This is a genomic window from Gardnerella sp. c10Ua_244, assembly GCF_055818055.1.
The window spans coordinates 225,892-248,999 of record NZ_JARFVS010000001.1; the positions used below are offsets into that span (position 1 = coordinate 225,892).

Annotated in this window: 21 protein-coding genes, 1 tRNA gene and 2 pseudogenes; 2 read left to right on the plus strand and 22 right to left on the minus strand. The window is 44.8% G+C overall.

Annotated features, from left to right (window positions below; genetic code table 11):
* Nucleotides 1-50 precede the first annotated feature (50 nt).
* A complete protein-coding gene (gene radA, locus P0108_RS00935) occupies nt 51-1,538 on the plus strand; it encodes a DNA repair protein RadA (RefSeq protein WP_012913839.1) in 1,488 nt (495 codons plus the stop codon).
* 28 nt (nt 1,539-1,566) lie between these two features.
* Here the strand turns inward: radA and P0108_RS00940 are convergent, their stop codons facing one another.
* The 10 genes and pseudogenes from P0108_RS00940 to nusA all read right to left on the minus strand — a co-directional run bounded on the left by P0108_RS00940 (nt 1,567) and on the right by nusA (nt 13,330).
* Nucleotides 1,567-2,124 carry a cysteine hydrolase family protein gene (locus tag P0108_RS00940; protein ID WP_102155434.1) on the minus strand — a complete coding sequence of 186 codons (558 nt, stop codon included), beginning with the start codon at nt 2,122-2,124 and terminating at the stop codon, nt 1,567-1,569.
* Nucleotides 2,125-2,166: 42 nt separating this feature from the next.
* Nucleotides 2,167-3,690 carry a purine-cytosine permease family protein gene (locus P0108_RS00945; RefSeq protein WP_473730685.1) on the minus strand — a complete coding sequence of 508 codons (1,524 nt, stop codon included), beginning with the start codon at nt 3,688-3,690 and terminating at the stop codon, nt 2,167-2,169.
* Between the two features lie 79 nt (nt 3,691-3,769).
* Nucleotides 3,770-4,891, minus strand: coding sequence for a PfkB family carbohydrate kinase (locus P0108_RS00950; protein ID WP_103013798.1), 1,122 nt, complete (start codon nt 4,889-4,891; stop codon nt 3,770-3,772).
* Between the two features lie 54 nt (nt 4,892-4,945).
* Nucleotides 4,946-5,989: an ADP-ribosylglycohydrolase family protein gene (locus tag P0108_RS00955; RefSeq protein ID WP_473730686.1), complete on the minus strand. Its 1,044-nt coding sequence runs from the start codon at nt 5,987-5,989 to the stop codon at nt 4,946-4,948.
* 90 nt (nt 5,990-6,079) lie between these two features.
* A complete protein-coding gene (gene ribF, locus P0108_RS00960) occupies nt 6,080-7,324 on the minus strand; it encodes a bifunctional riboflavin kinase/FMN adenylyltransferase (protein WP_199172871.1) in 1,245 nt (414 codons plus the stop codon).
* A 61-nt stretch (nt 7,325-7,385) separates the two neighbouring features.
* Nucleotides 7,386-8,489: a tRNA pseudouridine(55) synthase TruB gene (truB, locus tag P0108_RS00965; protein ID WP_103013796.1), complete on the minus strand. Its 1,104-nt coding sequence runs from the start codon at nt 8,487-8,489 to the stop codon at nt 7,386-7,388.
* A gap of 48 nt (nt 8,490-8,537) precedes the next feature.
* Nucleotides 8,538-9,062 carry a 30S ribosome-binding factor RbfA gene (rbfA, locus tag P0108_RS00970; protein ID WP_103013795.1) on the minus strand — a complete coding sequence of 175 codons (525 nt, stop codon included), beginning with the start codon at nt 9,060-9,062 and terminating at the stop codon, nt 8,538-8,540.
* Between the two features lie 2 nt (nt 9,063-9,064).
* Nucleotides 9,065-11,605: pseudogene (infB, locus tag P0108_RS00975) on the minus strand (translation initiation factor IF-2); the annotation flags it as partial.
* Between the two features lie 176 nt (nt 11,606-11,781).
* Nucleotides 11,782-11,929 (minus strand): annotated as a pseudogene (locus tag P0108_RS00980) (translation initiation factor IF-2 N-terminal domain-containing protein); the annotation flags it as partial.
* Between the two features lie 318 nt (nt 11,930-12,247).
* Entirely contained in the window at nt 12,248-13,330 is a 1,083-nt protein-coding gene (nusA, locus tag P0108_RS00985) for a transcription termination factor NusA (RefSeq protein WP_004109632.1), read from the minus strand.
* A 170-nt stretch (nt 13,331-13,500) separates the two neighbouring features.
* Here nusA and P0108_RS00990 point away from each other — a divergent pair, with 170 nt between their 5' ends.
* A complete protein-coding gene (locus tag P0108_RS00990; protein WP_064622096.1) occupies nt 13,501-14,502 on the plus strand; it encodes a hypothetical protein in 1,002 nt (333 codons plus the stop codon).
* Nucleotides 14,503-14,943: 441 nt separating this feature from the next.
* Here P0108_RS00990 and P0108_RS00995 read toward each other — a convergent pair.
* The 12 genes from P0108_RS00995 to rplO form a co-directional block, all read right to left on the minus strand.
* Nucleotides 14,944-15,029: transfer RNA gene (locus tag P0108_RS00995), tRNA-Ser, on the minus strand.
* A gap of 91 nt (nt 15,030-15,120) precedes the next feature.
* A complete protein-coding gene (locus P0108_RS01000; protein ID WP_064622099.1) occupies nt 15,121-16,038 on the minus strand; it encodes a tRNA pseudouridine synthase A in 918 nt (305 codons plus the stop codon).
* A gap of 27 nt (nt 16,039-16,065) precedes the next feature.
* Nucleotides 16,066-17,310 carry an Mbeg1-like protein gene (locus P0108_RS01005; RefSeq protein WP_064622102.1) on the minus strand — a complete coding sequence of 415 codons (1,245 nt, stop codon included), beginning with the start codon at nt 17,308-17,310 and terminating at the stop codon, nt 16,066-16,068.
* 128 nt (nt 17,311-17,438) lie between these two features.
* Nucleotides 17,439-17,873: a 50S ribosomal protein L17 gene (rplQ, locus tag P0108_RS01010; protein WP_004129014.1), complete on the minus strand. Its 435-nt coding sequence runs from the start codon at nt 17,871-17,873 to the stop codon at nt 17,439-17,441.
* Nucleotides 17,874-17,950: 77 nt separating this feature from the next.
* Nucleotides 17,951-18,946 carry a DNA-directed RNA polymerase subunit alpha gene (locus P0108_RS01015; protein WP_004574084.1) on the minus strand — a complete coding sequence of 332 codons (996 nt, stop codon included), beginning with the start codon at nt 18,944-18,946 and terminating at the stop codon, nt 17,951-17,953.
* A gap of 79 nt (nt 18,947-19,025) precedes the next feature.
* Nucleotides 19,026-19,424 (minus strand): 30S ribosomal protein S11, encoded by a 399-nt coding sequence (gene rpsK, locus P0108_RS01020; protein WP_004105468.1) that lies wholly within the window; start codon nt 19,422-19,424, stop codon nt 19,026-19,028.
* A gap of 83 nt (nt 19,425-19,507) precedes the next feature.
* Entirely contained in the window at nt 19,508-19,885 is a 378-nt protein-coding gene (gene rpsM, locus P0108_RS01025) for a 30S ribosomal protein S13 (protein WP_004105472.1), read from the minus strand.
* Between the two features lie 144 nt (nt 19,886-20,029).
* Nucleotides 20,030-20,143, minus strand: a complete 114-nt coding sequence (gene rpmJ, locus P0108_RS01030) for a 50S ribosomal protein L36 (RefSeq protein ID WP_003842636.1) — start codon at nt 20,141-20,143, stop codon at nt 20,030-20,032.
* 20 nt (nt 20,144-20,163) lie between these two features.
* A complete protein-coding gene (gene infA / locus P0108_RS01035) occupies nt 20,164-20,382 on the minus strand; it encodes a translation initiation factor IF-1 (RefSeq protein WP_004105485.1) in 219 nt (72 codons plus the stop codon).
* A 142-nt stretch (nt 20,383-20,524) separates the two neighbouring features.
* Entirely contained in the window at nt 20,525-21,085 is a 561-nt protein-coding gene (locus tag P0108_RS01040) for an adenylate kinase (protein ID WP_012913828.1), read from the minus strand.
* Nucleotides 21,086-21,113: 28 nt separating this feature from the next.
* The gene (secY, locus tag P0108_RS01045) at nt 21,114-22,457 is read right to left on the minus strand and encodes a preprotein translocase subunit SecY (RefSeq protein ID WP_004574086.1); all 1,344 of its coding nucleotides are present in this window, start codon (nt 22,455-22,457) and stop codon (nt 21,114-21,116) included.
* Between the two features lie 195 nt (nt 22,458-22,652).
* Nucleotides 22,653-23,108 carry a 50S ribosomal protein L15 gene (gene rplO, locus P0108_RS01050; RefSeq protein ID WP_004105490.1) on the minus strand — a complete coding sequence of 152 codons (456 nt, stop codon included), beginning with the start codon at nt 23,106-23,108 and terminating at the stop codon, nt 22,653-22,655.

Below are 23,108 nucleotides of genomic sequence, written 5' to 3' on the forward strand. Positions count from 1 at the left end.
AAAAACAAATACAAAATATGATTGTCTAATAAAGCGTATAGCGTCGAGATATGGCTAGTAAATCTACTCTTCACTATTTATGTTCCGAATGCGGTTGGAGCGGCTCAAAATGGTACGGTCGCTGCCCTGAATGTGGCGAATGGGGCACAGTGAACGAGTTTAGAGAGGCACGAGTTAGCGGATTATCTCGTACAACACGTACACCGCGCGCAACAACAGCATCGCGCGCATATTCACCAGATAGCATAACTACTTCTAATCGCAATATCGCACATTCAACTCTCGATTCAGCAACATCCGCGCAACCAATTAGCGAAATTCAAGCAGACGACGCAATGCGCATCCATACTGGTTTTAGCGAATTCGATCGCGTATTAGGCGGAGGACTTGTGCCAGGCTCCGTAACTCTTATAGCAGGAGAGCCAGGTATCGGAAAATCAACACTACTTCTAAAAGCAGCAGCTTACGTATCTAAGCAATCAAAAGAAAGCAACACTCCCCCTGTATTGTATATTTCCGGCGAGGAATCAGCAGCGCAAGTTAAATTGCGCGCGTCTAGAATTAACGCTGTAAACGATTATTTATTACTTGCAACAACAGGCGATCTTGACACTGTACTAGATCTTATTGAAACGCATCACCCTACGCTTGCTATTGTCGATTCTGCGCAAACGATTTCCGCACAAGAAGTAGATGGTATTACAGGCGGTTCTACACAAGTTAGAGAAGTTGCGAGTGCACTTATCGACGTTGCTAAAGCTAACAATATTCCGATACTTTTAGTTGGGCACGTTACAAAAGATGGTTCAATAGCAGGGCCGCGTACGCTTGAGCATTTAGTCGACACAGTATGCCAATTTGAGGGCGACACACAAACAGCGCTACGCATGCTAAGAGCTGTAAAGAATCGCTTTGGTCCTACAGACGAAGTTGGCTGCTTCGACATGAGCGGTGAAGGAATTGAGGAAGTGCCGGATCCTTCCGGACTGTTTTTGTCTTCTACAGAAAACGCTAATCAAGGTAAAAATGCGCAAGATTGCACAAACGACGGAACTTGCGTCACTTTTACGCTTGAAGGACACAGAAGCCTGCCGATTGAAATACAAGCACTTGTAACGCAATCAGCTCTGCCTACTCCTCGCCGCGCAGTTTCTGGTGTTGATTCTAACCGTCTTGCAATGCTTACAGCAGTTTTGTATCGTCACGGACGCGTTAATTTGCTTGCAAAAGATTTGTACGTATCTACTATTGCAGGAGCGTTGGCAAAAGAGCCGTCTTGCGACTTAGCAATCGTAGCAGCTTTAGCTAGCACTGCTGCCGGGAAAGCAGTAACTCCTAAAACTTGCGCAATTGGTGAAATGAGCTTAACTGGTCAAGTTCGCCCAGTGCCAAGAATAGAGCCGCGATTGCGCGAGGCTGCGCGAATAGGATATAAGCGCGCAATAGTTTGCCATATGTGGAAAAATGTTAATATTCCAGGATTAGAAATTATTGAAGTTAGCACAGTGCGAGAAGCGTTGAAAGCACTTGGGCTATAAGCTAAGCAAATGCCCAAGTGCTACTACTTTAAAGAATTTCGCTTGTGCTGCACACTGTTATAAGCGGTGTAAAAAGCTCCATAGTTTTAAGAGCTAGCTTATGATTTTCCGGCGTGCTTCCTGCACAAGCATCTTCTGCAATACGCACAGCAACGCCATTATCCGCTGCAGCTAAAGCAGTTGTTAATACGCAACAATCTGTTGCAACTCCGCAAATTGTTATTTTGCGACATTCGCCTAATGCAGCCTTAAGTTTCCTACCCCACTTTCCGAAAGTTTCGCAAGTAACTACAGTGTGACCTTCCGCAAGTTCTGCTGTTTCTGGAGTGAAGTCATACATTGGGTCATCAGGTTTTACGAGGAATTGTGGCCAATCTTTAAAATAGTCAATCCAAGCGTTTTCTGGCTTAAGCGGTGCTACATAGCGCGTGTAAATTACTCGATTACCATAAGCTTTTGCAAGTTTTGTAAAAGCTTCTGTTGTTGAATCGTAAGTGTGATCTGCACACGCCCAAGTCGACCACTCACTTTCGCAAAAAACGCGCTGTCTGTCGATTACCACTAACCATTCGTCTTCTTTAATCATTTGAATATCCTTTCATACGAATATCCTTTTTCATTTTTATTTTTATTCTGCAATTTCGCTTGTCTGCAAACCTACTTCACTTGTTGGCAAATCCGCTTCCTGCTTAGCAATATCTTTGCGCTGGAAAATTAAAGAGCCAATTAAGCCGATTAGTAGCGCAACTATTACGCCCAAGTTTGCACCAGCCCAGCTACTTGATTTTCCGCCAACAAACCAAAGCAAATAACCTTGCCATGTAAGCCATTTCGCTGCAGAGTTTACGACCAAACCCCATCCAACAATCGTTCCAACGCAAAGAATTGCAAAAGCTTTAACATTCCAAGCACCGTAGCGACCTTCCGGCTTATACAAGTCCTCAGTGCAATAATCTTTTTTGCGAACAAGCACATCCGTAGTAAACATTCCAGCCCAAACAGCCATTGGCACTCCCAAAGTCGTTAAGAAGCCTTGGAATGGTCCAATAAATGTGTCGGAGAAGAACGTGACATAAACAACGCCAAGAGTAGTTAGAATTGCAGTAATAATTGCTGCAACAGTTCGAGGAATACGTATTCCAAAAGATAGCAACGCAAGACCGTTTGAATAATTGTCCATAATTGCTCCAGACATAAGTCCTAGAACCGCTACAATCGTGTACGGAATCAAATACCACGCTGGCAAGATTGCAGCAATTGCTCCAATCAGGTCGTTTCCAACGTTTTGAGCTAATTCCATATTAGAAGCTGCGAGTAGAAGACCGTAGAAAATTAGGAACACGTTTGCAATTGACGCTCCAAAAGTAGTCCAAAAAACGATTCCGCTATTTGAAGATTTTCTAGGCAAGTATCTAGAGTAATCAGCCGCAACATTAACCCAGCCTACGCCGAAGCCAGTCATAACGAAGAAGCAGCAACCGAGCATTGCAGGAAGAGATCCGTTTGGAATTTGACCAATCGCAGCAAAGTTTATGTGTCCCCAACCTAGTACGAAGAATCCAAGAGTGATTATTCCCGTTACAATTGTTATAACTTGCTGACACTTCATAATTAAGTCGTAGCCGTAAATTCCAACAATTACAATTAATCCAACTACGATGATTGTGCTCACGATTTTAACACTCGTACCACTACCCCAGCCGATCTTTTCTGCGGCTGTTGCCATTGCAAGAACGGCAGTTATTGCTAGAGAAATCTCCCATCCGAGCGTTGCAATCCAACTTAGTGCTGCTGGAATGTTTGCTCCACGTACGCCGAACGTTGCGCGAGTCAATACCATTGTTGGAGCGTTTCCGCGTTTGCCGGCTATTGAGATTACCCCAACCAGCAAGAATGATACGATTACGCCGATTATTGTCATCAGCGTTGCCTGCCAGAAGGATATTGCAAAACCAAGCGCCCACGCTCCGTACGACATTGCAAATACAGAAATATTTGATGCAAACCACGGCCAGAATAGGCTTGATGGCGTTCCTTTACGTTCGCTTTCACTGATTGTGTCTATGCCTTGTTCCTCAATGCTTAAGGAATGTTGACTCGACGAGTCTGTGGCTTGTTGAGTTTTAGATTCTCCTACTTGAGATTTACTCATTTTTCACCTAGCTTCTTTTTATATTGATTTTGTTTTATAGATTTGTGAATAATTTAAGAAAATCCAATAAATGTTGGTATTAATAAACATTTGTTTTAATAAAATCTTCTATCACCTTTTTTGTAGGACACGTTGCAGGCCCATATTTTGTGACAGCAATAGCAGCTGCAGCATTCGCGCATAAAACAGCCTGCTTAAGCGTCATTTTGTAGCCTATGCAAGCCGCAAGTACGCCAGTATGCGCATCGCCAGCTCCATTCGTATCTACTGCTTTTACTTGAAATCCTTTAATATGCTCGGCTTCTTTACCTAAATCACACACCCAAGCTCCGTGAGATCCTGCATGAACGATGAGGGGAGCTCTTAGCGCACGCTGTAAACGCTCAATCTTTCGTTTTGTAAGTTGATTATTTGTTTCGTCATTAAAGTTTTTGCTATCAGCATCTTTGCTTTCGTCAGCATCTTCGCTGCAATCATCTTCGATTTCGTCATTTCCCCAAGCGTTAAGCCTTTTTGCTAAAATCTCAGCTTCTCTAGCATTACACAACCAAATTGGCGCGTAGTCAATCAAGGCTTTTAAATCTTCATCTAAAATATTTGCAATCATTGGCGACGCATCAAAAATCGCTGTAAACCGGCGCTTGTGTTTATCAAAAGAACTCTCTAAAGCACTACTACTTAAACCGCACAAACCGCTTGTTCTTAGCATAAACCGCAAAAGCGCACGTTTTATAGGACTCACAAACGTGTATCCACTAATGTACACAACATCTTCCGGATTAGGATTTACAAAGTCAAAAGCATGCTCGTCACCACTAGTTTCCGCACCTTTAGTAGATATAAAAGTTCGTTCTGCGCTTTTATCCGTAAGAGCTATGCAAAATCCTGAATCAAGCATGGAATTTTTTGTGCCAATATGCGAAATACGTGCTTCGTTTAAAGCTTTAGAAATAATATTTGCAAAATATCCTTCACCCAAAACGCCAGCCCATTGCGCTTTAGCTCCCATTTGACTTGCAGCAAATAGCATGTTGTAACTTGCACCAGCGCTCATACTATACGAGTTTGCAAATATGTCTTCACCTGGTTTAGGAACAGAGCTAACTTTCATAGTTACATCTACAATAATTTGACCAAGTGAGATTACTTGCGGCACGACCAAACTTGCTTTTTCATTCAAGCTTATGTTTGATTCGTACATTGCAATCGCCTCTGAAAGCTACTATGCAGCATATTCTCTACTTTTCTCAATCTTCTAATTTTTTCTCATTAAGCACAAAGCATACACTATCTTTTCTACGTCGTAGCAGTGATCGACTCGCAAATTCTCTAAAACGCGTTCTCGTATTTTTTCATCGAACACTTGCAACCCATACTGTGAGCCCAACATCGCAGAACACATTGCAGCAATCGTATCGGTATCTCCGCCAATCGATGCTGCAAAACACGCAGCTTTGGTTGGTTCATTTGCAAAGCGAGTTGCAATTGCGAAAGCTGCAGCTACGGATTCATTAGCTTCAACACTTGTACCACAATCATTTTGCAACATTTCAGCAAAATCATCGTCACTTACAGATAAGCAACTCAACTCCTCAGCTTTTTTAGTGAAAAATTCGACCCTACTTATAACGCTTGCTTTTGCGCTCCAATTACCATATTTTGGAAGCAATTTTACGAATTTTATTGCTTCTTTAAGCGGATTTTCACAACCTTCAATACCTAAACTTACTGCCGCAGCAACGAGTGTTGTAGATTCAATTCCTTGAGTCGTATTGTGAGTAATTAAGCATGATTTTCTGGCTGCCTTAGCAAGCGATTCACCTGGTTTGAAAGCAATGCCAATTGGTGTCGCGCGCATTGCACCACCATTAGTTGTGCCAAATTTGCCTGTTTCTTCAGGAATTACTCCATTTACAAGTGCTTTTAAAGCTGACTTAGTTGACGGTCCTAGCAAATCCAAGGAACCTTTTTCGCGCATTGCATCTTCCCAATCTAGAAGATTTTGCGCATACTTGTTGTTGTCAATATTGCCATTATCTGCGATTATGCGTTCAGCAAGTAAAAAAGCTTGCTCCGTATCGTCTGTTACAGAACCTGCTTTCATATTTGGCGCGATTGGCTGCTGACTTACAGCGTCCATTAATTTTGTAATTGGACCGCCATAAAAACGGCGTATGCTTTGAGCACTCATGCTTTGAGTTGGCATTCCAAGCGCATCGCCTATAGCAAGACCAACAATAGCTCCAAACGCGCGATTATATGTTTCACTTTGCTCAAGATTGATTGCTGCGTTTATCATAAGTATATTTTATGCTTTCGCAGACACAATTTTAAAAGCACTTGGGCTATAAGCTAAACGCAATTAAACGCAGCTAAACAAATATCAAAATCAGATTTCAGACTCAGCATCTGTAATCTCGCGCACTTGCTCAACATTAGCTTTGAGCATATCTTTTAGCGCATCAACCGAATCAAAAGTCTGCTGCGGGCGCAAGAAACTAGCAAACTCGATGCAAACACGATGCCCGTACAAGTCTTTCCAATCGTCGAACAATCCGTAAGCTTCAACAGTGCGCTCTGCATCTTCTTCGCCATCTTTATTAAATGTTGGCTTAGTTCCAATAGAAATCGCAGCAGGCCAACGCCACGGAGAATGAACGCCTAAATGAAGCTCGTCACGACGCAAAACACTCACATCCGGAACAGCATTTTTCGATGGTCTGACATCGTTCTTATTGTCAGCATCTAAATCAACAACCCAGCCTGCGTACACGCCATCAACTGGCACATAGCCTTCAATTTTTTCGCCAAGATTTACTGTTGGGAATCCAATCTCGCGCCCACGCTCGTCTCCATGAACTACTGTTCCTTCAACGCGATGCGGCTGATCCAAAATTTCACGCGCTTCTTTGACTCGACCAGTAGCCAACATCCAGCGCACATTTGTAGAACTCCAAGCACGCACTTTCTTATTTGGCATGCTCTTGCTCCAAGCACGATATTCAGCTTTATTCATGCCATCAGAAGGATCTTTAGGGTCTCCAGGCTCCTGTGGAACCTCACGAACAATAGGATCAGGCACGCGAACGTCGTCTGGACCCAAATCCTCTACTTCAATAAGCTCAAAAACTCCAGTTGCTTGAGACAACTCGCGAATTGCTTTGATATCACCAGCACGACGAGCACCAAGCGCAGCATCAGAGCCAAGAACTAATGCTCGCATACCAAGCTTTCCAACGAGCTGACCTAAGAAGAAACGGTACGATTTTGCAGCAAAAGCAAGGCTGTAGCGCACAATCACAACATGATCAACATCCAACTGCGACATCACGCGCAAACGTTGACGCACGCTTGTAAGAGCATCAGGATCGTCCGGAAGTTTAGAATTAACGTCGCCAAAATCATCGTATAAATCAGGATTAGCATGCACTACGCTTGGACGTGGATCAAACATAATCACTACTGAAAACGCTCCATGACGATGCGCAAGATCCACAGTACGACGAATAACCTCGCGATGACCTTTGTGCATACCGTCGAATACGCCAATGGTAACAACCGCTTTACGCTCCGCACTTAACGTTGGCCAATTAATCATGCCGTTGGCATCTGGTCGAATGTCGATGACCTTCATGATATCCTTACTATCCGCGTTCAAGCATTACTCAAGCAAACTACGCAAAATACGCAATTCGTTATTTTAAATACTTATCTAGTTTACCAGTCTTCTCGCTTGCCGGAAATACCACAATTGGTTTGATTTGATTACTTTTTATATTTTTTGTCAATTCAACTACTGCAACAACGTCACATTCCTCAGTATTTGCGTTTTGAACGTACGCTATTGCAGGATAATTTTCGTAATTTATGCCAGATTTAAGCTCAATCCAGCGCCCAAAACGTAAGTCTTTAGCTTGATTCTCATCAATGCTTAAAGTTGGAAGCGAATGCGAAGCTGCATCCATCATATTTAAGCAAATTTTAGGAAGCATATTATTTGCGTCAAAATCGTCACTAGGAACTGCTTTTGAGCGATGCTGCAATACTCCATTGCGATCAGTAAATTCTCGCATTTGAGCGCGAAGTTTAAGAACTCGCGAATCAGTAACCGAAAAATCACCAATGCTAGTGCGACGAAGCTGAGTAAGATGTCCACCAACTCCTAGTAAGCGACCTAAATCGCGAGCTAAAGCGCGAATATATGTTCCACTACTGCAAGAAACTTTTGCAGATATATCGCATACGAGTTTCCCACTCACTCCCCTAGTAATTCGAGGATTACTTACTGAAAAATCACTAACAAATATCTCTCGAGGAGCAATCTCTACTGATTTTCCTTCGCGCGCTAAATCATAAGCTCGTTGACCATTAATTTTAATAGCAGAAAAAGCAGTAGGAGCTTGCATAATTTTGCCTACTAAATTTTCGCTAACAACTTGCTTAATTCGCTCAAAAGACAGTGACTTTTCAAAAGACGTGTCGTCATTATCGACATGAACCCCCGGACCTATATTTAATGCATTATCCGGAAGAATCTCACCTTCTGCGTCATCAGTAGTAGTTGCTTCTCCTAAGCGGATTACTGCTTCATAGGTTTTATTGTGCCCCAACATGTAATTTAAAAGTCGCGTTGCATTGCCAAAACCTATGATTAGCAATCCTGTTGCCATAGGATCAAGCGTTCCTGCGTGCCCAACTCGCTTTGTATGCAACAAATGACGAGCGCATGCAACAATATCGTGACTTGTAACACCTTGCGGCTTATCTACAAGCAGTAATCCCGAATCTGGTATGCACATAAGTTAAATCTAACTACTATACGATTCACATTGAGTTTGCTTTGAGATCTAATTGTTGTCAGACGATTCAGACATGTCTTCAAAGTCGCCCTCTTCAAAGTCGTCGCCCTCTTCGAAATCATCGTCAGATTCTTCAACTTCGCGTGGCTTCTTATACGGATCGACATCACCAGCATACTTAGCATTTTCACGCAACTTAGCTAATTCTTCATCACGATGACGAGCTGCAACAAGAATATCCTCAATTTCGTGCGCTTCAGACGGCACTTCGTCATAAATGAATTGCAATTGAGGAGTCAAACGCAATCCAGCTTTTGCACCGACCAAAGAGCGCAGTCGACCGTGAGCCTGCTGCAAAGCTTGTGCTGCACGCTGACGCTCGCCCTGCTCTTTGCCTTCGTGACCAAGTTGAGTCCAGTAAACCTTTGCAATTTGCAAATCGTTCGTAACACGCACTTCCGTAATAGTCACACTTGCCAAACGCTTATCATGCAAATGCGATTCCATATTAGAAGCGATTACGCGCTGAATTAATGCTGCAATACGTGCAGCTCTAGGATTCGTTCCTGCCATAATTACTTGCGCTCAATCTGCTTCATTTCAAAGGTTTCGATTATATCGCCAAGCTCAATGTCATTAAAGCTGCCGAGATTAATACCAGCTTCGTAACCTTCGCTAACGGATTGCACGTCATCCTTAAACCTACGCAAGCTGGAAATCTCCAAGTCGTTGACTGTAGCAACGCCGTCGCGCAAAATACGGCACTTCGTACCGCGCTTGACTTCGCCATCTTGAACCATAACACCAGCAATATTGCCGAACTTGGAAGAACGGAAGATTTCGCGAATCTCAGAGTGAGAAGTGACAACCTCTTCAAATTCTGGCTTAAGCATACCCTTCAAAGCAGCTTCGATATCTTCGATTGCCTTGTAAATAACCGAGTAGTACTTAACCTCCACACCTTCGCGTTCAGCCAAATCAGCAACCTGACGGTTTGGACGCACGTTGAAGCCAATAATCACAGCCTTATCGACAGTTGCCAAGTTCACATCATTCTGAGTAATTGCACCAACACCGCGGTGAATAACCTGGATGCCAACTTCCTCAGAGACCTCAATCTTCATCAAGGAATCTTCCAAAGCTTCAACAGAACCAGAAGAATCGCCCTTAATAACGATGTTCAGCATGTCAACTTCAGACTTAGCGAACTGTTCCTTAAGGCTTTCAAGAGACACAACCTTGCGGCGCTTAGCAAGCTGAGCTGCACGCTCTGTAGCTGCACGCTTTTCAGCAATTTGACGAGCAGAACGGTCGTCCGAAGTAACCAAGAACAAGTCGCCAGCGGTTGGAACAGAAGTCAAACCAAGCACCTGAACAGGAGTGGAAGGAGCCGCATCCTGCAAATGCTTGCCGTTCTCGTCAAGCATAGCGCGCACACGACCATAAGAAGTGCCAGCAACGATAGAATCACCAACGTGAAGAGTACCTTGCTGCACAAGAACAGTAGCAACAGCACCACGACCCTTATCGAGTCGAGCTTCGATAGTTGCACCGCGAGCATCCATATTTGGATTTGCTTTAGGATCAAGCTCAGCGTCAGCAGTCAACAACACAGCTTCAAGAAGCTTATTGACGTTAGTGCCCTGCTTTGCAGAAATATCCACAAACATGGTGTCGCCGCCGTATTCTTCAGCAACTAAACCGTATTCTGTAAGCTGACCGCGAACCTTTTCAGGATTAGCACCTTCAACATCAATCTTGTTCACAGCCACAACAATTGGCACATGAGCAGCTTGAGCGTGGTTAATAGCTTCAACAGTCTGAGGCATTACGCCGTCGTCTGCTGCAACAACAAGAATTGCAACATCTGTAAGCTCAGCACCGCGAGCACGCATAGCAGTAAACGCTTCGTGACCTGGAGTATCGAGGAACGTAATCTTACGAGGTTTTCCTTCAAGATTTACAGTTACTTGATAAGCACCGATACGCTGAGTAATGCCACCTGCTTCGCGATCGATAACATTCGACTTACGGATGGTATCAAGCAAGCGAGTTTTACCGTGATCGACGTGACCCATAACAGTAACAACAGGCGGACGAGATTGCAAATCGTCATCTTCTTGCAGCTCTTCTTCGTCCAAATCGATGTCAAACTGCTGCAAAAGCTCTTTATCTTCTTCTTCAGCAGAAACAATGCTGATATTCCAGCCGATTTCTTCACCCAAAATTTGGAATGTTGATTCATCCAAAGATTGTGTAGATGTTGCCATTTCTCCCAAGTGGAAGAGCACAGTTACCAAAGCTGCTGGATTTACATCAATCTTTTCCGCCAAATCAGAAAGAGTTGCGCCTTGACGCAAGCGAATCGTAGCGCCGTTACCAGAAGGAATACGCACGCCGCCAATCACTGGTGCTTTAAGCTCTTCGTATTCACGACGTTTCGCTAAACGATTCTTACGAGCCTTAGAAGATTTACCACCTTGACGACCGAATGCGCCTGCAGCTCCTGCACGACCGCGACCGCCGCCACGCGATGGACCACCATTAGGTGCGCCTGCTGCAGCAGCCTGGAAGCTAGCTCCTTGAGATGCAAAACGAGATTCTGCAGATGGGCGAGAAGATGCACCAGAGCCAGCACCTGCGCCACCTTGACCACGACGCTGACCCGACCACTGCGATGAGCGTGCGCCACCTTGACCAGAGCGGCCACCACGCGAGCGGCCACCGCGTTCTGCACGTTCACCACGCGAACCCTGATGTCCAGAGCCAGCTTGACCTGGACGACCACCGCGGCCATTTTCAGCACCAGGACGAGACATCGGATGAGGACGTGGAATATCTCCAGGTGTAGGAGCACGCATACCTTGCTTACGGCTAAACGGATTATTACCAGGACGTGGAGCAGATGCGCCTGCACCTTGTGCATTCTGGTGCGGACGAGGGCGAGGAGGCATCTGTGAACGATCTGAGTGAGATTGACCTTGAGCTTGCTGTCGCGATTCGCCGCGATTATCACGATTATCATTGCGACGATCATTTTTTCTATTTTCGCCGGCAGCAGCATTAGAACGCGAAGGATTGTTTGAACGAGTATGATTTGCACCCGGCTTTGGAACAAAATGAGAAGCTGTGTTGTGCACAGGCTGGTTAGCAGAAGAGCCAGCTACAGAATCACTGTGTGACGAATCTTTAGCTTGAGGTTTAGCCTGCGGCTTAGCTTGAGACTTAGCTTTTGGCGCAGCAGGCTTACTTGCACTAGATGCCTTTTCGGACTTATTTCCGTCAGATGCTAACGCTGTTTGCAAACGACGAACTACTGGAGCCTCAACTGTTGAAGAAGCAGACTTAACAAATTCGCCCATGCTCTTCAAACGCTCCAACACGGTTTTACTGTCTACACCAAATTCTTTGGCCAGTTCATACACGCGCTTTTTAACCACTCAGTGTTCTCCTCTGTCTGTGGCAGCGCTAGTACACGCGACCACTTTACATTATTGCGAGCTTATTATTTATTATCGTGCGATATATCATCGTGCGACCATGATCTTATACCTCGTCTCCCGCCGGACGATGGCGATTGCCTTTCGCCCAGATTCCAGCTTTTAGCATACTCGAAACGTTGGATTGACTCGAGTGTCGCTAAATGCCACGCGAGAGACTACTTTATTTGCACACCACTAGCAAAATAAACAATCAAGAAGTGCTAAACATTGCGGAAATATCAATCTAAAAATATTTAGCACTTCTCAATTAACAATCTATTCAGCAGCAGATGCGTTATTATTCAAATCAGCTGAAGCAGGCTGAGCATTTTGTGCTTGAGCTGCAGCAACCTTCTTAGCATGCTCTTCCGCAGACTCAATACCAATCTTCCAACCAGTCAACTTTGCAGCCAAACGAGCGTTCTGACCTTCTTTACCAATAGCAAGAGAAAGCTGAGCATCATGAATAAAAGCAACTGCAGTTTGATTCTTTTCACTCACTACTTGCACTTGTGTAGCAGTAGCAGGCGAAAGAGCAGCAGCAACAAACTTTGCTGGATCAGACGACCAATCGACAATATCAATTTTCTCTTGACCCAAGTTTTCCATTACAGCACGCACGCGTGAACCGCCAGGACCAATTAAAGCACCCTTTGGATTCACACCTTCAGTATTAGCTCTAACAGCAATCTTTGTGCGAGCTCCGGCTTCACGTGCAATCGACATAATAGAAACTGCTCCAGAAACAAGTTCCGGCACTTCTCGCTCAAAAAGACGACGGACTAATTCAGGATGTGAACGTGAAACAACAATTTCCGGACCACGCAAACCACGAGCAACATTTACGACATATACGCGAATACGCTCACCATGGCGGTAACGTTCACCTGGAACCTGCTCGCGACGCGGCAAAATAGCTTCAACGTCTCCAACAGCAACGTGGATATTAGTGTTATCTTTTGCGTCTTGTTGAATAATGCCGTTAATAAGCTTTCCTTTTTGACCAGAAAACGCACCAAACACGCGATCATCTTCAGCTTTACGGAAAATTTGACTAATAACTTGACGAGCCGTTGCAGCAGCTAAACGACCAAAATCATGAGGAGTATCGTCATACTCCTCTCCCAGCGTTGGAGCTGGATACGGGTTATCTTCAGTAGGTTTACCAGGAATTTCATCCCTAGCCCACACAGTGAACGAACCTGCACGTTCGTCCAATTCAACTCGCACATGCTTTGCAGGATGAGCGGTTTTCATATACGCAAGACGCAAGGCCTCGGCGAGCGCCTCGTCCAGCTCCTCGGCATTAATCCCCTGCTGTGCCGCAAGCTGATGCATTCCCGCCAAATCCAATTCCATCGCGCACGTCCTCTCGTTATAACGCATTAATTTATGATTATTAATTGTAACTATTAAAGCACACTTATTTTTTCTTCTAACGACAGTTAGCTTTAATTGTTGCAGACTTAGAACAAATACCAAATTAATAAATCGATATTGGTCACAGTCAGTGGCTATTTTAGTAGATTATGCAGACACTTTATGTTTTGTTAAATGACATGCGCAAACAAGTAAAACGCAGTATTGCCAGAGCACTCGTGCTTCTTATATGCGTTTTAATATCTCCACTGCTAACAGCCTGTGGAACATTACAAAACATTCACGTCGAGCATACAGTTCACACAGCAGCTCCAGAAAATGCATGTGCTAAAGCATACAGACTTGCGCAAAAAAAGCAGCGCGAAATCAAAAAGAACCAAAACGACACATCCATTAAGGATTTTGAAACCGCAGCAAAATATTGGAAAACTGTCGCTCAGCAATGCCCAGGAAGATTAAGCGAAAGCATTATATACAGCACGCAAGCTCAATGGGAAATGCTTTCGAAGAAAAATAGTAACGAAAATTCAAATAATGTAAGCAATAAAAGCGGAAACGAAAGCTCAGAAAATACAAAAACTACAACAGCGCAACAAATGGAGCACGATTCATACGCGAATCTTATAGAAGTAATAAATCATTACAAAAACTTCAAATGGACACATCAACCCTTAGCTCAAGCTGCAGAAGCTGAAGACAAACTTGCTTTTATTTTACAAACACTAGCAGCGAGAAAAGAGCAAAATATAGCATTGGAATACAGCGATATGGCGTCGACAAACGCTCAAACTCTTATGCGAGTTGCAGGAGAAGGAACAGACTTGCGCAAAAAAGTTTACGATATTCCTCAAGAGGCGTTAGAAAGCGGAAAAACACATGATTCAGCAAGCGGAAAAGATCTGTCGATTACCGCTATAGCTTATATGGATTGCGCTAGAGAAGAGCTAGCTGCTTTTAATCAAATAATAACTATTACGTCAAAAAATAATAATGCATCCGAGAATAACGTTACTGCAAAAAGCGATGATAACGATTCTGTAATGCGCGCTCAACAAACTCTTAAAAATGCAACTGTGCAATTAATCACATCTAGACTGCTAAGAGCTTATGAACTTGGGTATCCTACTGATACGAAGCTTATTTTGAAGTAAAACTTAACCTTGGGGCTTTTAGCCTATAGGGCATTCCCCTTTACACACAAAATAGGACTCGACTTCAAACGCGAGAGAAAGTTCGCACGGATTACGATCGCTTACGAAGTTCGGCGAATTAAAAAAGCCTAAAGCAAAAACAACCACACTAATCTGCCCTGCCTGCGTCAATCGAGACGCAGGCAGACCTCGCTTTCACTGAAAGTGCACTGCACTTTCAGTTTTGAGAAAGCTCGGCAGAATAAAAAAGCTTCAAGCGCGAAATACGGCAACACAAACCTAACACACTACGTTAAACACACTAGCCCACACTTTCTGTGTCTTTATTGACGCAGAAAGACCTCGCTTGCGTTGGAAGCACACTGTGCTTCCAACCTGAGCAAGCTCGGCGAATTAAAAAGCCTAAAGCAATTTTTACATGCTTTAGGCTTGGTTAATTCGCGGATGAAGCGAGATTCGAACTCGCGGAGGATTTTACCCTCACACGCTTTCGAGGCGTGCTCCTTAGACCGCTCGGACATTCATCCACTTACGATTTGTCGCACTGAAAGCGCATACAAACGCAACTTTTCAATTGTAAACCATGCCACGAATATAAATTTATGGCGAGTTGAAACGTTATAACTCAGACGAATCACGGCGAGCGCGAATTTTTTCAGCGCGAGAAGCAAGCTCCTCATCAGGAGGATAAGCTACATATTCCAATGTCAATCCATGAGGATCAATTGGACCCGTCGAGCCTTCACGAAGAGGAACATTGATCTTTTCCTCAAACCAATCAAAAGAACGCTTACCACGCCCAATCTGCACGCAAGCTTGCACAAGAGAACGCACCATATTGTGCGCAAAAGCATCAGCAACAATAGTAAATTCAAGCAAACCCTGCTCAACAGGCGGCACGCATCCAGTTTTAAGCTTAACGCGCACGTCATTAGCACGCGTTCCCACGCGTTCCCAACAGGCACTTTTTACATCGCGAATAGTAGTACCTCCAGGATTAGGGCGCGCAAAAGATCCAAAATCGTGAAGGCCAATCATAAGCCTCGCAGCCTGGTTCATTGCATCAACATCCAAAACATCATCAAGTTTCAAAACAAAACCGCGCATACGAGGGTCATAATCACAATAATCAGAAGCGTCGCAAATACGATATACATACGTGCGCTCTAACGCAGAAAAGCGTGCATCAAAACCAATGGGCGCAACGCTAACCTTATGCAACGAAATATCTTGTGGCAAAACATGCTTAAGCCTGTACTCGAGCGCGCAAACACCGTCCAATCCGGTATGACCTACGCATCGCAATAAAGTTTCTTCACAAACATCAAGATGACAAACCTGATGCGACGCATGCACACCCGTATCCGTACGACCAGCCACAGTAAGGCGCAGCGGCTCAGCAACATCCCCTTCTGGCACACGCAATACTGTGTGCAAAGCCCCCTCAATTTCACCCTGCACAGTTCGCAAAGTAGGCTGCTTAGCCCAACCGTAAAATCCGCCACCATCGTAAGCTAAATCTAAGCGAAGTCGCATTCAAAACCTTTCCAAACAGACTTTACACTAGCTTTTCTTATCCGAAGAGCTGCCGCCCGCAAGCGCAAAAGCACTCATAACACTACGAATAAGCTCATAAGTTTTTGAATCAATGTGCATTGTAATCTTCAATAATTTAGGAACAACATCCGACCAATGCGAAGATATTTCATCAAAAGTTGAGTAACCTAAACTGCTAAAAATGCTGTAAACGCTGTCAATTCTGCGCTTTCGCTCCTCAAATGGCAGATTCATCATCCACTCGTTTGTAGCCTTAGAAATAGCCAGAGCGCGCGGAGTTACGCAATCACAGTAGTCAAAATCACCATTTTTAACCTGCCAATACATGCCAAGATGTTGCATTAATCCAATCGAATCGGCAAATGTAACCTTATACGGCACTCCCGTATCCATAATCAATCCAATAAAGGCAGACTGCGGAACTACTTTTTCAATACGACTTGAAACATTCGCAAAAACGCTTGTGTCCACTACATCAGACGCAAAACCAGGTCCGTCCATAGAATAAATTTTTGATACAAAATCACCTAATTTTTGACTTGTAGCATCTAAGCGCATAGCCGCATAAGCAGCCATGTTCCCACCTTTTGAATGACCGACAACAATAATATTTGGATTATTATTTTGCAAGTCTACGGAAGATTTTGAAAAGCGGGCAAAAAGTTTGTTCGCAAAAATTTTATTAAAGAAGTTTTTATTAGGATAACGTTTGCTATATCTTTGCGCTACAGAAGTCAAATATTCAGCAGCAGATTCTTGCGCTGGCACTGGGCAGCGGAAAGCCATGTTGAAATCTTCTTTCCACCCAACAAGCGTACTGTCAGTGCCGCGATACGCAACAACAAGAGTATGAGGATTATCAATCCCCTCGCAATTGCTAAGATCAAAAGTAACTCCAGCAAACTGCTGCTCTAATGATTCGTCAATATTTGATTCATCAAACCTCTCAAGATACTCCCCTACGCGAATTCCCCTATACCTAGGGCTGGAAGCGACAGCAAGAAGCAGCTTCCTACGGAATTTATCTACTTTAGGAGACCCAGAAGCAAACATTGACGAATATTCTTCTATTCTAAGCAATTCGTTAATAGATACAGTAGAAATATTCTTTGGATTATCGCAATATTTTGGCACGTACGTTGGCATATTTATATAAGATAGCTCGCACAAAATCAGCGCATCTACGGCATTAAACTTGCGCTGAGCGAAGGTAGAGAAATCGTTGCGCAACAAATCAATAACATTCGACATAATTCAATAATAATACAAATAAAAAACGAGCCGAGGAAATCCTCGACTCGTTTTAGCAATTCTTCAAGAAGCGATTTTACGCTTAACTTTAAGATTTACTTTACCGATGCGTAAAGCTGAAATGCTGACTACTCGGCAGCTTCTTCTTTAGCTGCAACCTTGGTAGCTGCTTCAGCTTCCTTCACAACAGCCTTCTTTGGGCTTACTGGCTCAGTTACGAGCTCAATAATTGCCTGAGGAGCGGTATCACCACGACGTGGAGCAATCTTCACGATACGTGTGTAACCACCTTCACGCTGCTTCATCTGCTCAGCAATCTGAGTGAAAAGCACGTGAACCACGGACTTGTTGCGAATTACACGCAACACACGACGACGCGAATGCAAATCGCCACGCTTAGCGAACGAAATCAAACGCTCAGCAAGCGGACGAAGACGCTTTGCCTTTGGCAACGTCGTTACGATACGACCGTGCTGGAAGAGGCTGGTCGCCATATTGGCCAGCATCAGGCGCTCATGAGCCGGGCTAGAAGCCAGACGAGGGCCTTGTTTCGGTGTAGGCATTATTACTCCTTATTGTCGCATCGTTCAGGTGGGCATCAACCCGAACATCCGAACGTTACGACGATTGCAGGCGGAACTTACTCGTCTTCAGGCGAGAAGAAAGTGCCACCTTCGAGATTATTGGCGTCGAAGCCAATCGGTGAAGCCTTCAAAGACAGACCCATTGCCTGCAACTTCTCTTTAACTTCATCGATGGATTTCATGCCGAAATTACGAATATCGAGCAAATCCTGCTCAGTGTGAACTACCAGTTCGCCGACTGTATGAATACCCTCACGTTTCAAGCAATTATAGCTACGCTGAGTAAAATTCATATCTTCAATCGGTATAGCCAACTGAGAATCAGCTTCATCATGAGTTGGCGCTGGACCAACTTCAACACCTTCAGCATCAACGTTAAGCTCACGGCAAAGACCGAAAAGCTCAACTAAAGTCGAGCCTGCAGATGCAACTGCATCACGCGGTGTAATAGCTGGCTTGGTTTCCACATCCAGGATGAGCTTATCGAAGTCCGTGCGCTGTTCCACGCGGGTAGCTTCGACCTTATAGCTCACCTTCAAAACTGGTGAGTAGATCGAATCCACAGGAATGCGGCCGATTTCGCTGTTCTCCTGCTTGTTCATCTGAGCTGGCACGTAGCCGCGACCGCGTTCAACAGTAAACTCAATTTCAAGTTCACCATCTTCTGCGAGTGTAGCAATATGCAAGTCAGGATTAGCAATAGTAACACCGGCTGGAGGAGTAATATCTCCAGCAGTGGCCTCACCTTTACCATTCTTGCGCAAATACATCACTACAGGCTCGTCGTACTCACTCGTGAGCACGATGCCCTTGATGTTCAGCAGAATTTCAGTGACATCTTCTTCAACACCTGGCAGAGTCGTAAACTCATGCAAAGCTCCAGAGATGCGAACCGAAGTAACGGCAGCACCTGGAATAGAGCTTAACAAGGTACGACGCAGCGAATTGCCGAGAGTGTAGCCAAAACCTGGTTCCAGCGGTTCAATAGTAAAGCGAGAACGCTGGGGATTCAGTGATTCCTCGGTAAGTGTCGGACGCTGTGCGATAAGCACTTTGGTATCCTTTCAGCTTCTGGTCGGTGGTGCACTCGCCGCCCATAAGCGGGTTGGATGGATGGATTCGTAAGAGTGCTCAGACGCGGCGACGCTTTGGTGGGCGTACGCCGTTATGCGCTTGTGGGGTAACGTCGGTAATAGAACCAACTTCGAGACCCGCGGACTGGAGGGAACGGATAGCGGTTTCACGACCGGAACCTGGACCCTTAACAAACACGTCGACCTTCTTGAGGCCATGCTCCATTGCCTTGCGTGCAGCAGACTCAGCAGCCATACCTGCAGCGTAAGGAGTCGACTTACGGGAACCCTTAAAGCCGACATCACCGCCGGAAGCCCAAGAAAGGACTGCACCGGATGGATCGGTAATGGAGATAATCGTGTTATTGAATGTTGATTTAATATGCGCCTGCCCAACCGGCACCGACTTGCGGTCCCGGCGACGCGGCTTGCGCGAGGCTTGCTTTGCAGCTGCCATTGACCCTCGTTTCCTAATGACGAATGAGTTGGTATGTCTAGACGATGGAAATATATCCGTGGCCTAGAGCCGACCACCGACTACTATCGGGTGGCCTTCTTCTTCCCGGCGACAGTACGCTTCGGACCCTTGCGAGTACGAGCATTAGTCTTAGTACGCTGACCACGCACAGGAAGACCCTTGCGATGACGCTGGCCTTGATAGCAGTTGATCTGAATCTTACGACGGATGTCAGCGTCAATCTCACGACGCAAATCGCCTTCAATCTTGTAATTGGCCTCAAGATAATCACGCAAGGTGATCAGCTGTTCATCCGTAAGATCCTTGACGCGAGTGTCCGGATTAACACCGGTCGCGGCAAGCGTTTCCTTAGCGCGAGTACGACCAACACCAAAAATGTAGGTGAGGGCAATCTCAATGCGCTTCTCATTGGGAATATCTACTCCGGCAAGACGTGCCATTGTAATTCCTTTACTGTTACGCAGGTCGTGCACCAAGTCTTCCGCATTAATAGAAATTAAATGCGGCCTGGGCCTGCGCACCCAGGGTTCAGCTTCTGCTGTGACTTAGCGCCTTATTCTTTGTATTCCGCGATGGAAATCTGCTCAGCCCTGACGCTGCTTATGACGTGGGTTAATGCAGATCACCATGACGCGGCCGTGACGGCGGATCACGCGGCAGTTTTCGCAGATCCTCTTCACGCTAGGGCTGACCTTCATGGTTTTCCTTTGCTTGTACCTTACTTATAACGGTACGTAATACGCCCACGATTCAGATCGTAAGGGCTCATCTCTAGCACTACACGATCCTGAGGAAGAATGCGAATATAATTTTTACGCATCTTACCAGAGATCGTAGCTAAAACAATGTGCTCATTCTCAAGCTGAACGCGAAACATCGCATTTGGTAGTGCTTCTACTACCGTGCCTTCGACTTCAATCACACCGTCTTTTGCCATGAGCCTCGTTCCGTTCCTTGGGCATACTACTTTGCGCATCCGAAGACACGCCAATCTTTTATAATACAGTAAATGCGTCCCATTCAACACTCGGCGTGTCGAACAGAACGCATTTTACTTTTTAAATTTAAAAACGCACTACTTAATTAAGTGATTCAACAATGCGATTATTGATTTCCTTAATATCTCCAACGCCATCTACTTCAACCAACTGACCGCGGCTATCATAGATATCAAGCAATGGAGCTGTTTCCTTCTCATACGTTTCTAAACGCTTAGCAATTACTTCTGGAGTATCGTCAGAACGACCTTGCTCCACTGCACGCTTTTGCATGCGTTCGAGCAAAACATCGCGCTCAGCCTCGAGAGCCACAACGTGATCGAGAGGAGTGCCAAGCTCTTCCAACATACGATCCAAAGCTTGAACCTGAGAAGCGTTGCGAGGATAACCGTCGAGAATCCAGCCGCTCTTTGCATCGTCCTGAGCAAGACGATCCTTAACAATGCTGTTAGTCAGCTCATCTGGAACCAACTCGCCCTTGTCAAGATATCCCTGAACCTGTTTTCCAAGCTCAGTATGATTCTTAAGGTTATAGCGGAAAATATCACCAGTAGAAATCGCTGGAATGCCATAATGCTCACTTAACAAAGCGGCCTGAGTGCCTTTTCCAACGCCCTGTGGACCCATAATTAGTAATCGCATATTCATCTCCTTAGCTCGCTAACTGTAGTTACTTAGATACTTGCTTTTGCTCATCATGCTTGAACAAGAAACCAGCATACTGGAATTGTTCAGTCTGAGCCTTTGCTTGACGCAACGTATCCAAACCAACGCCAGCAATAATCAAAATTGTTGTACCACCAAATGGCAATTTTGTATTCAAATGCAAAGCCATAATCAAAACGGTAGGAATCAATGCAACAAAGAGCAAATAAATAGCACCGACAGTATTCAACCTATTCATAACATAGCTAAGATAATGACTTGTAGCACTACCAGCGCGAATGCCTGGTATGAAGCCACCATACTCTTTCATGTTATCTGCAGTCTCATCAGGATTAAAAGTAATCTCTGTGTAGAAGAAGCAGAAGAACACAATCATTACTGTGTAAAACGCAATATACCAAGCAGAAGTGGAATTAGCCAAATTAGCTTCAATCCAATTCACCCAAGCCTTGCTCTTATCTCCAAACTGAGCAATAAGAGTAGGAACAGCAAGAATTGACGAAGCAAAGATTGGTGGAATAACACCACTCATATTTACCTTTAATGGCAAATAAGTCGAAGAGCCGCCATACATTTTTCGGCCAATCATGCGACGCGTATACTGCACAGGAATACGACGCTGAGCAAGCTCAACAAAGTCAACAAATATGAGGATAACAATCAAAACGCCACCAACAATAGCGAACTTATTCCAATCGCCATTAGAACCGTTGGTTCCCCAACCAATCTCCCAAAGCTTTGGCAAGAAGCCAGAGCAAATAGACATAAAGATTAAGACAGACATGCCTTGACCGATACCCTTATCGGTAATGAGTTCTGCCATCCACATAATAAGACCAGTGCCGCCAGTCATGATCAAAACCATGACAATAAGGCTCCACATGCTTCCGTCTGGAATAATATTATTTCCGCACTGATAATTAAACAAAGCACCCGTACGTGCTGTTACCAAAATCGTAGTAGATTGCAAAATTGCCAATCCAATAGTTAGGTAACGCGTGTACTGCGTAAGCTTTGTTTCTCCAGACTGACCTTCCTTATGAAGAGCTTCGAAGCGAGGAATAACCACGCGCAAAAGCTGAATCACAATGGAAGCAGTGATGTAAGGCATAACACCCAAAGCAAAAATAGAAAGCTGCAACAGCGAGCCACCTGAGAACAAGTTAACTAACCCAATAAAGTTCTCGCTCGATGAAGCTAATTTAACAGTGCAAGCGTGCACAACTTTATAGTCCACACCCGGAATCGGAATAAATGAACCAATACGATAAATAATTATCATAGCGAAGACGAAGAGGATCTTGTTCCTCAACTCCTTCGTCCTGAAGGCCTGGATTAACGTTTTCACCTGGGTCTTCCTCCCTTTTTTCGCGCACTCCTAGGCGCAACAGTGCAAAAAACAAACTCTGAGACGATAGTTTAACCCACGGTACCTACTGAAATAGGTTATTGGTGAGTTTTGGTGATAAAAATAGTCCCTCTAGACAATGCTAGAGGGACTATCACAGATTTATAACTGCATCAAGCTTTAAGTAGCCTTTAACTACTCTTCGCTGATGGAGCCGCCGGCAGCCTCAACCTTTGCCTTAGCAGAAGCAGAAGCCTTCATACCCTTAAGAGTCAAGGCAACAGTCAATTCACCATCACCAAGAACTTTTACAGGATAGCCATCACGTACAGCGCCCTTAGTAATAAGGTCAGCTACAGTAACCTCGCCACCCTTTGGGAAAAGTTCAGCAAGATCTGCAACGTTGACGACTTGGAATTCCTTCTTGAAAGGACTCTTGAAGCCACGCAACTTAGGCAAGCGCATGTACAGTGGGAGCTGACCACCTTCGAAGCCAGGACGAACCTGATAACGCTTCTTTGTGCCCTTATCACCACGACCTGAGGTCTTACCCTTAGAGCCTTCACCACGACCTACACGGATGCGATCCTTCTTAGCTCCTGGAGCTGGGCGCAACGTGTGCATATGCAGCATTGGTTCTTCGTTAGCCAT

What these genes read in the sequence shown, in the direction of transcription:
- radA (WP_012913839.1), top strand. Translation starts at nt 51, where the DNA reads ATGGCTAGTAAATCTACTCTTCACTATTTATGTTCCGAATGCGGTTGG.
- P0108_RS00940 (WP_102155434.1), bottom strand. Translation starts at nt 2,124, where the DNA reads ATGATTAAAGAAGACGAATGGTTAGTGGTAATCGACAGACAGCGCGTT.
- P0108_RS00945 (WP_473730685.1), bottom strand. Translation starts at nt 3,690, where the DNA reads ATGAGTAAATCTCAAGTAGGAGAATCTAAAACTCAACAAGCCACAGAC.
- P0108_RS00950 (WP_103013798.1), bottom strand. Translation starts at nt 4,891, where the DNA reads ATGTACGAATCAAACATAAGCTTGAATGAAAAAGCAAGTTTGGTCGTG.
- P0108_RS00955 (WP_473730686.1), bottom strand. Translation starts at nt 5,989, where the DNA reads ATGATAAACGCAGCAATCAATCTTGAGCAAAGTGAAACATATAATCGC.
- ribF (WP_199172871.1), bottom strand. Translation starts at nt 7,324, where the DNA reads ATGAAGGTCATCGACATTCGACCAGATGCCAACGGCATGATTAATTGG.
- truB (WP_103013796.1), bottom strand. Translation starts at nt 8,489, where the DNA reads ATGTGCATACCAGATTCGGGATTACTGCTTGTAGATAAGCCGCAAGGT.
- rbfA (WP_103013795.1), bottom strand. Translation starts at nt 9,062, where the DNA reads ATGGCAGGAACGAATCCTAGAGCTGCACGTATTGCAGCATTAATTCAG.
- nusA (WP_004109632.1), bottom strand. Translation starts at nt 13,330, where the DNA reads ATGGAATTGGATTTGGCGGGAATGCATCAGCTTGCGGCACAGCAGGGG.
- P0108_RS00990 (WP_064622096.1), top strand. Translation starts at nt 13,501, where the DNA reads ATGCAGACACTTTATGTTTTGTTAAATGACATGCGCAAACAAGTAAAA.
- P0108_RS01000 (WP_064622099.1), bottom strand. Translation starts at nt 16,038, where the DNA reads ATGCGACTTCGCTTAGATTTAGCTTACGATGGTGGCGGATTTTACGGT.
- P0108_RS01005 (WP_064622102.1), bottom strand. Translation starts at nt 17,310, where the DNA reads ATGTCGAATGTTATTGATTTGTTGCGCAACGATTTCTCTACCTTCGCT.
- rplQ (WP_004129014.1), bottom strand. Translation starts at nt 17,873, where the DNA reads ATGCCTACACCGAAACAAGGCCCTCGTCTGGCTTCTAGCCCGGCTCAT.
- rpsK (WP_004105468.1), bottom strand. Translation starts at nt 19,424, where the DNA reads ATGGCAGCTGCAAAGCAAGCCTCGCGCAAGCCGCGTCGCCGGGACCGC.
- rpsM (WP_004105472.1), bottom strand. Translation starts at nt 19,885, where the DNA reads ATGGCACGTCTTGCCGGAGTAGATATTCCCAATGAGAAGCGCATTGAG.
- rpmJ (WP_003842636.1), bottom strand. Translation starts at nt 20,143, where the DNA reads ATGAAGGTCAGCCCTAGCGTGAAGAGGATCTGCGAAAACTGCCGCGTG.
- infA (WP_004105485.1), bottom strand. Translation starts at nt 20,382, where the DNA reads ATGGCAAAAGACGGTGTGATTGAAGTCGAAGGCACGGTAGTAGAAGCA.
- P0108_RS01040 (WP_012913828.1), bottom strand. Translation starts at nt 21,085, where the DNA reads ATGCGATTACTAATTATGGGTCCACAGGGCGTTGGAAAAGGCACTCAG.
- rplO (WP_004105490.1), bottom strand. Translation starts at nt 23,108, where the DNA reads ATGGCTAACGAAGAACCAATGCTGCATATGCACACGTTGCGCCCAGCT.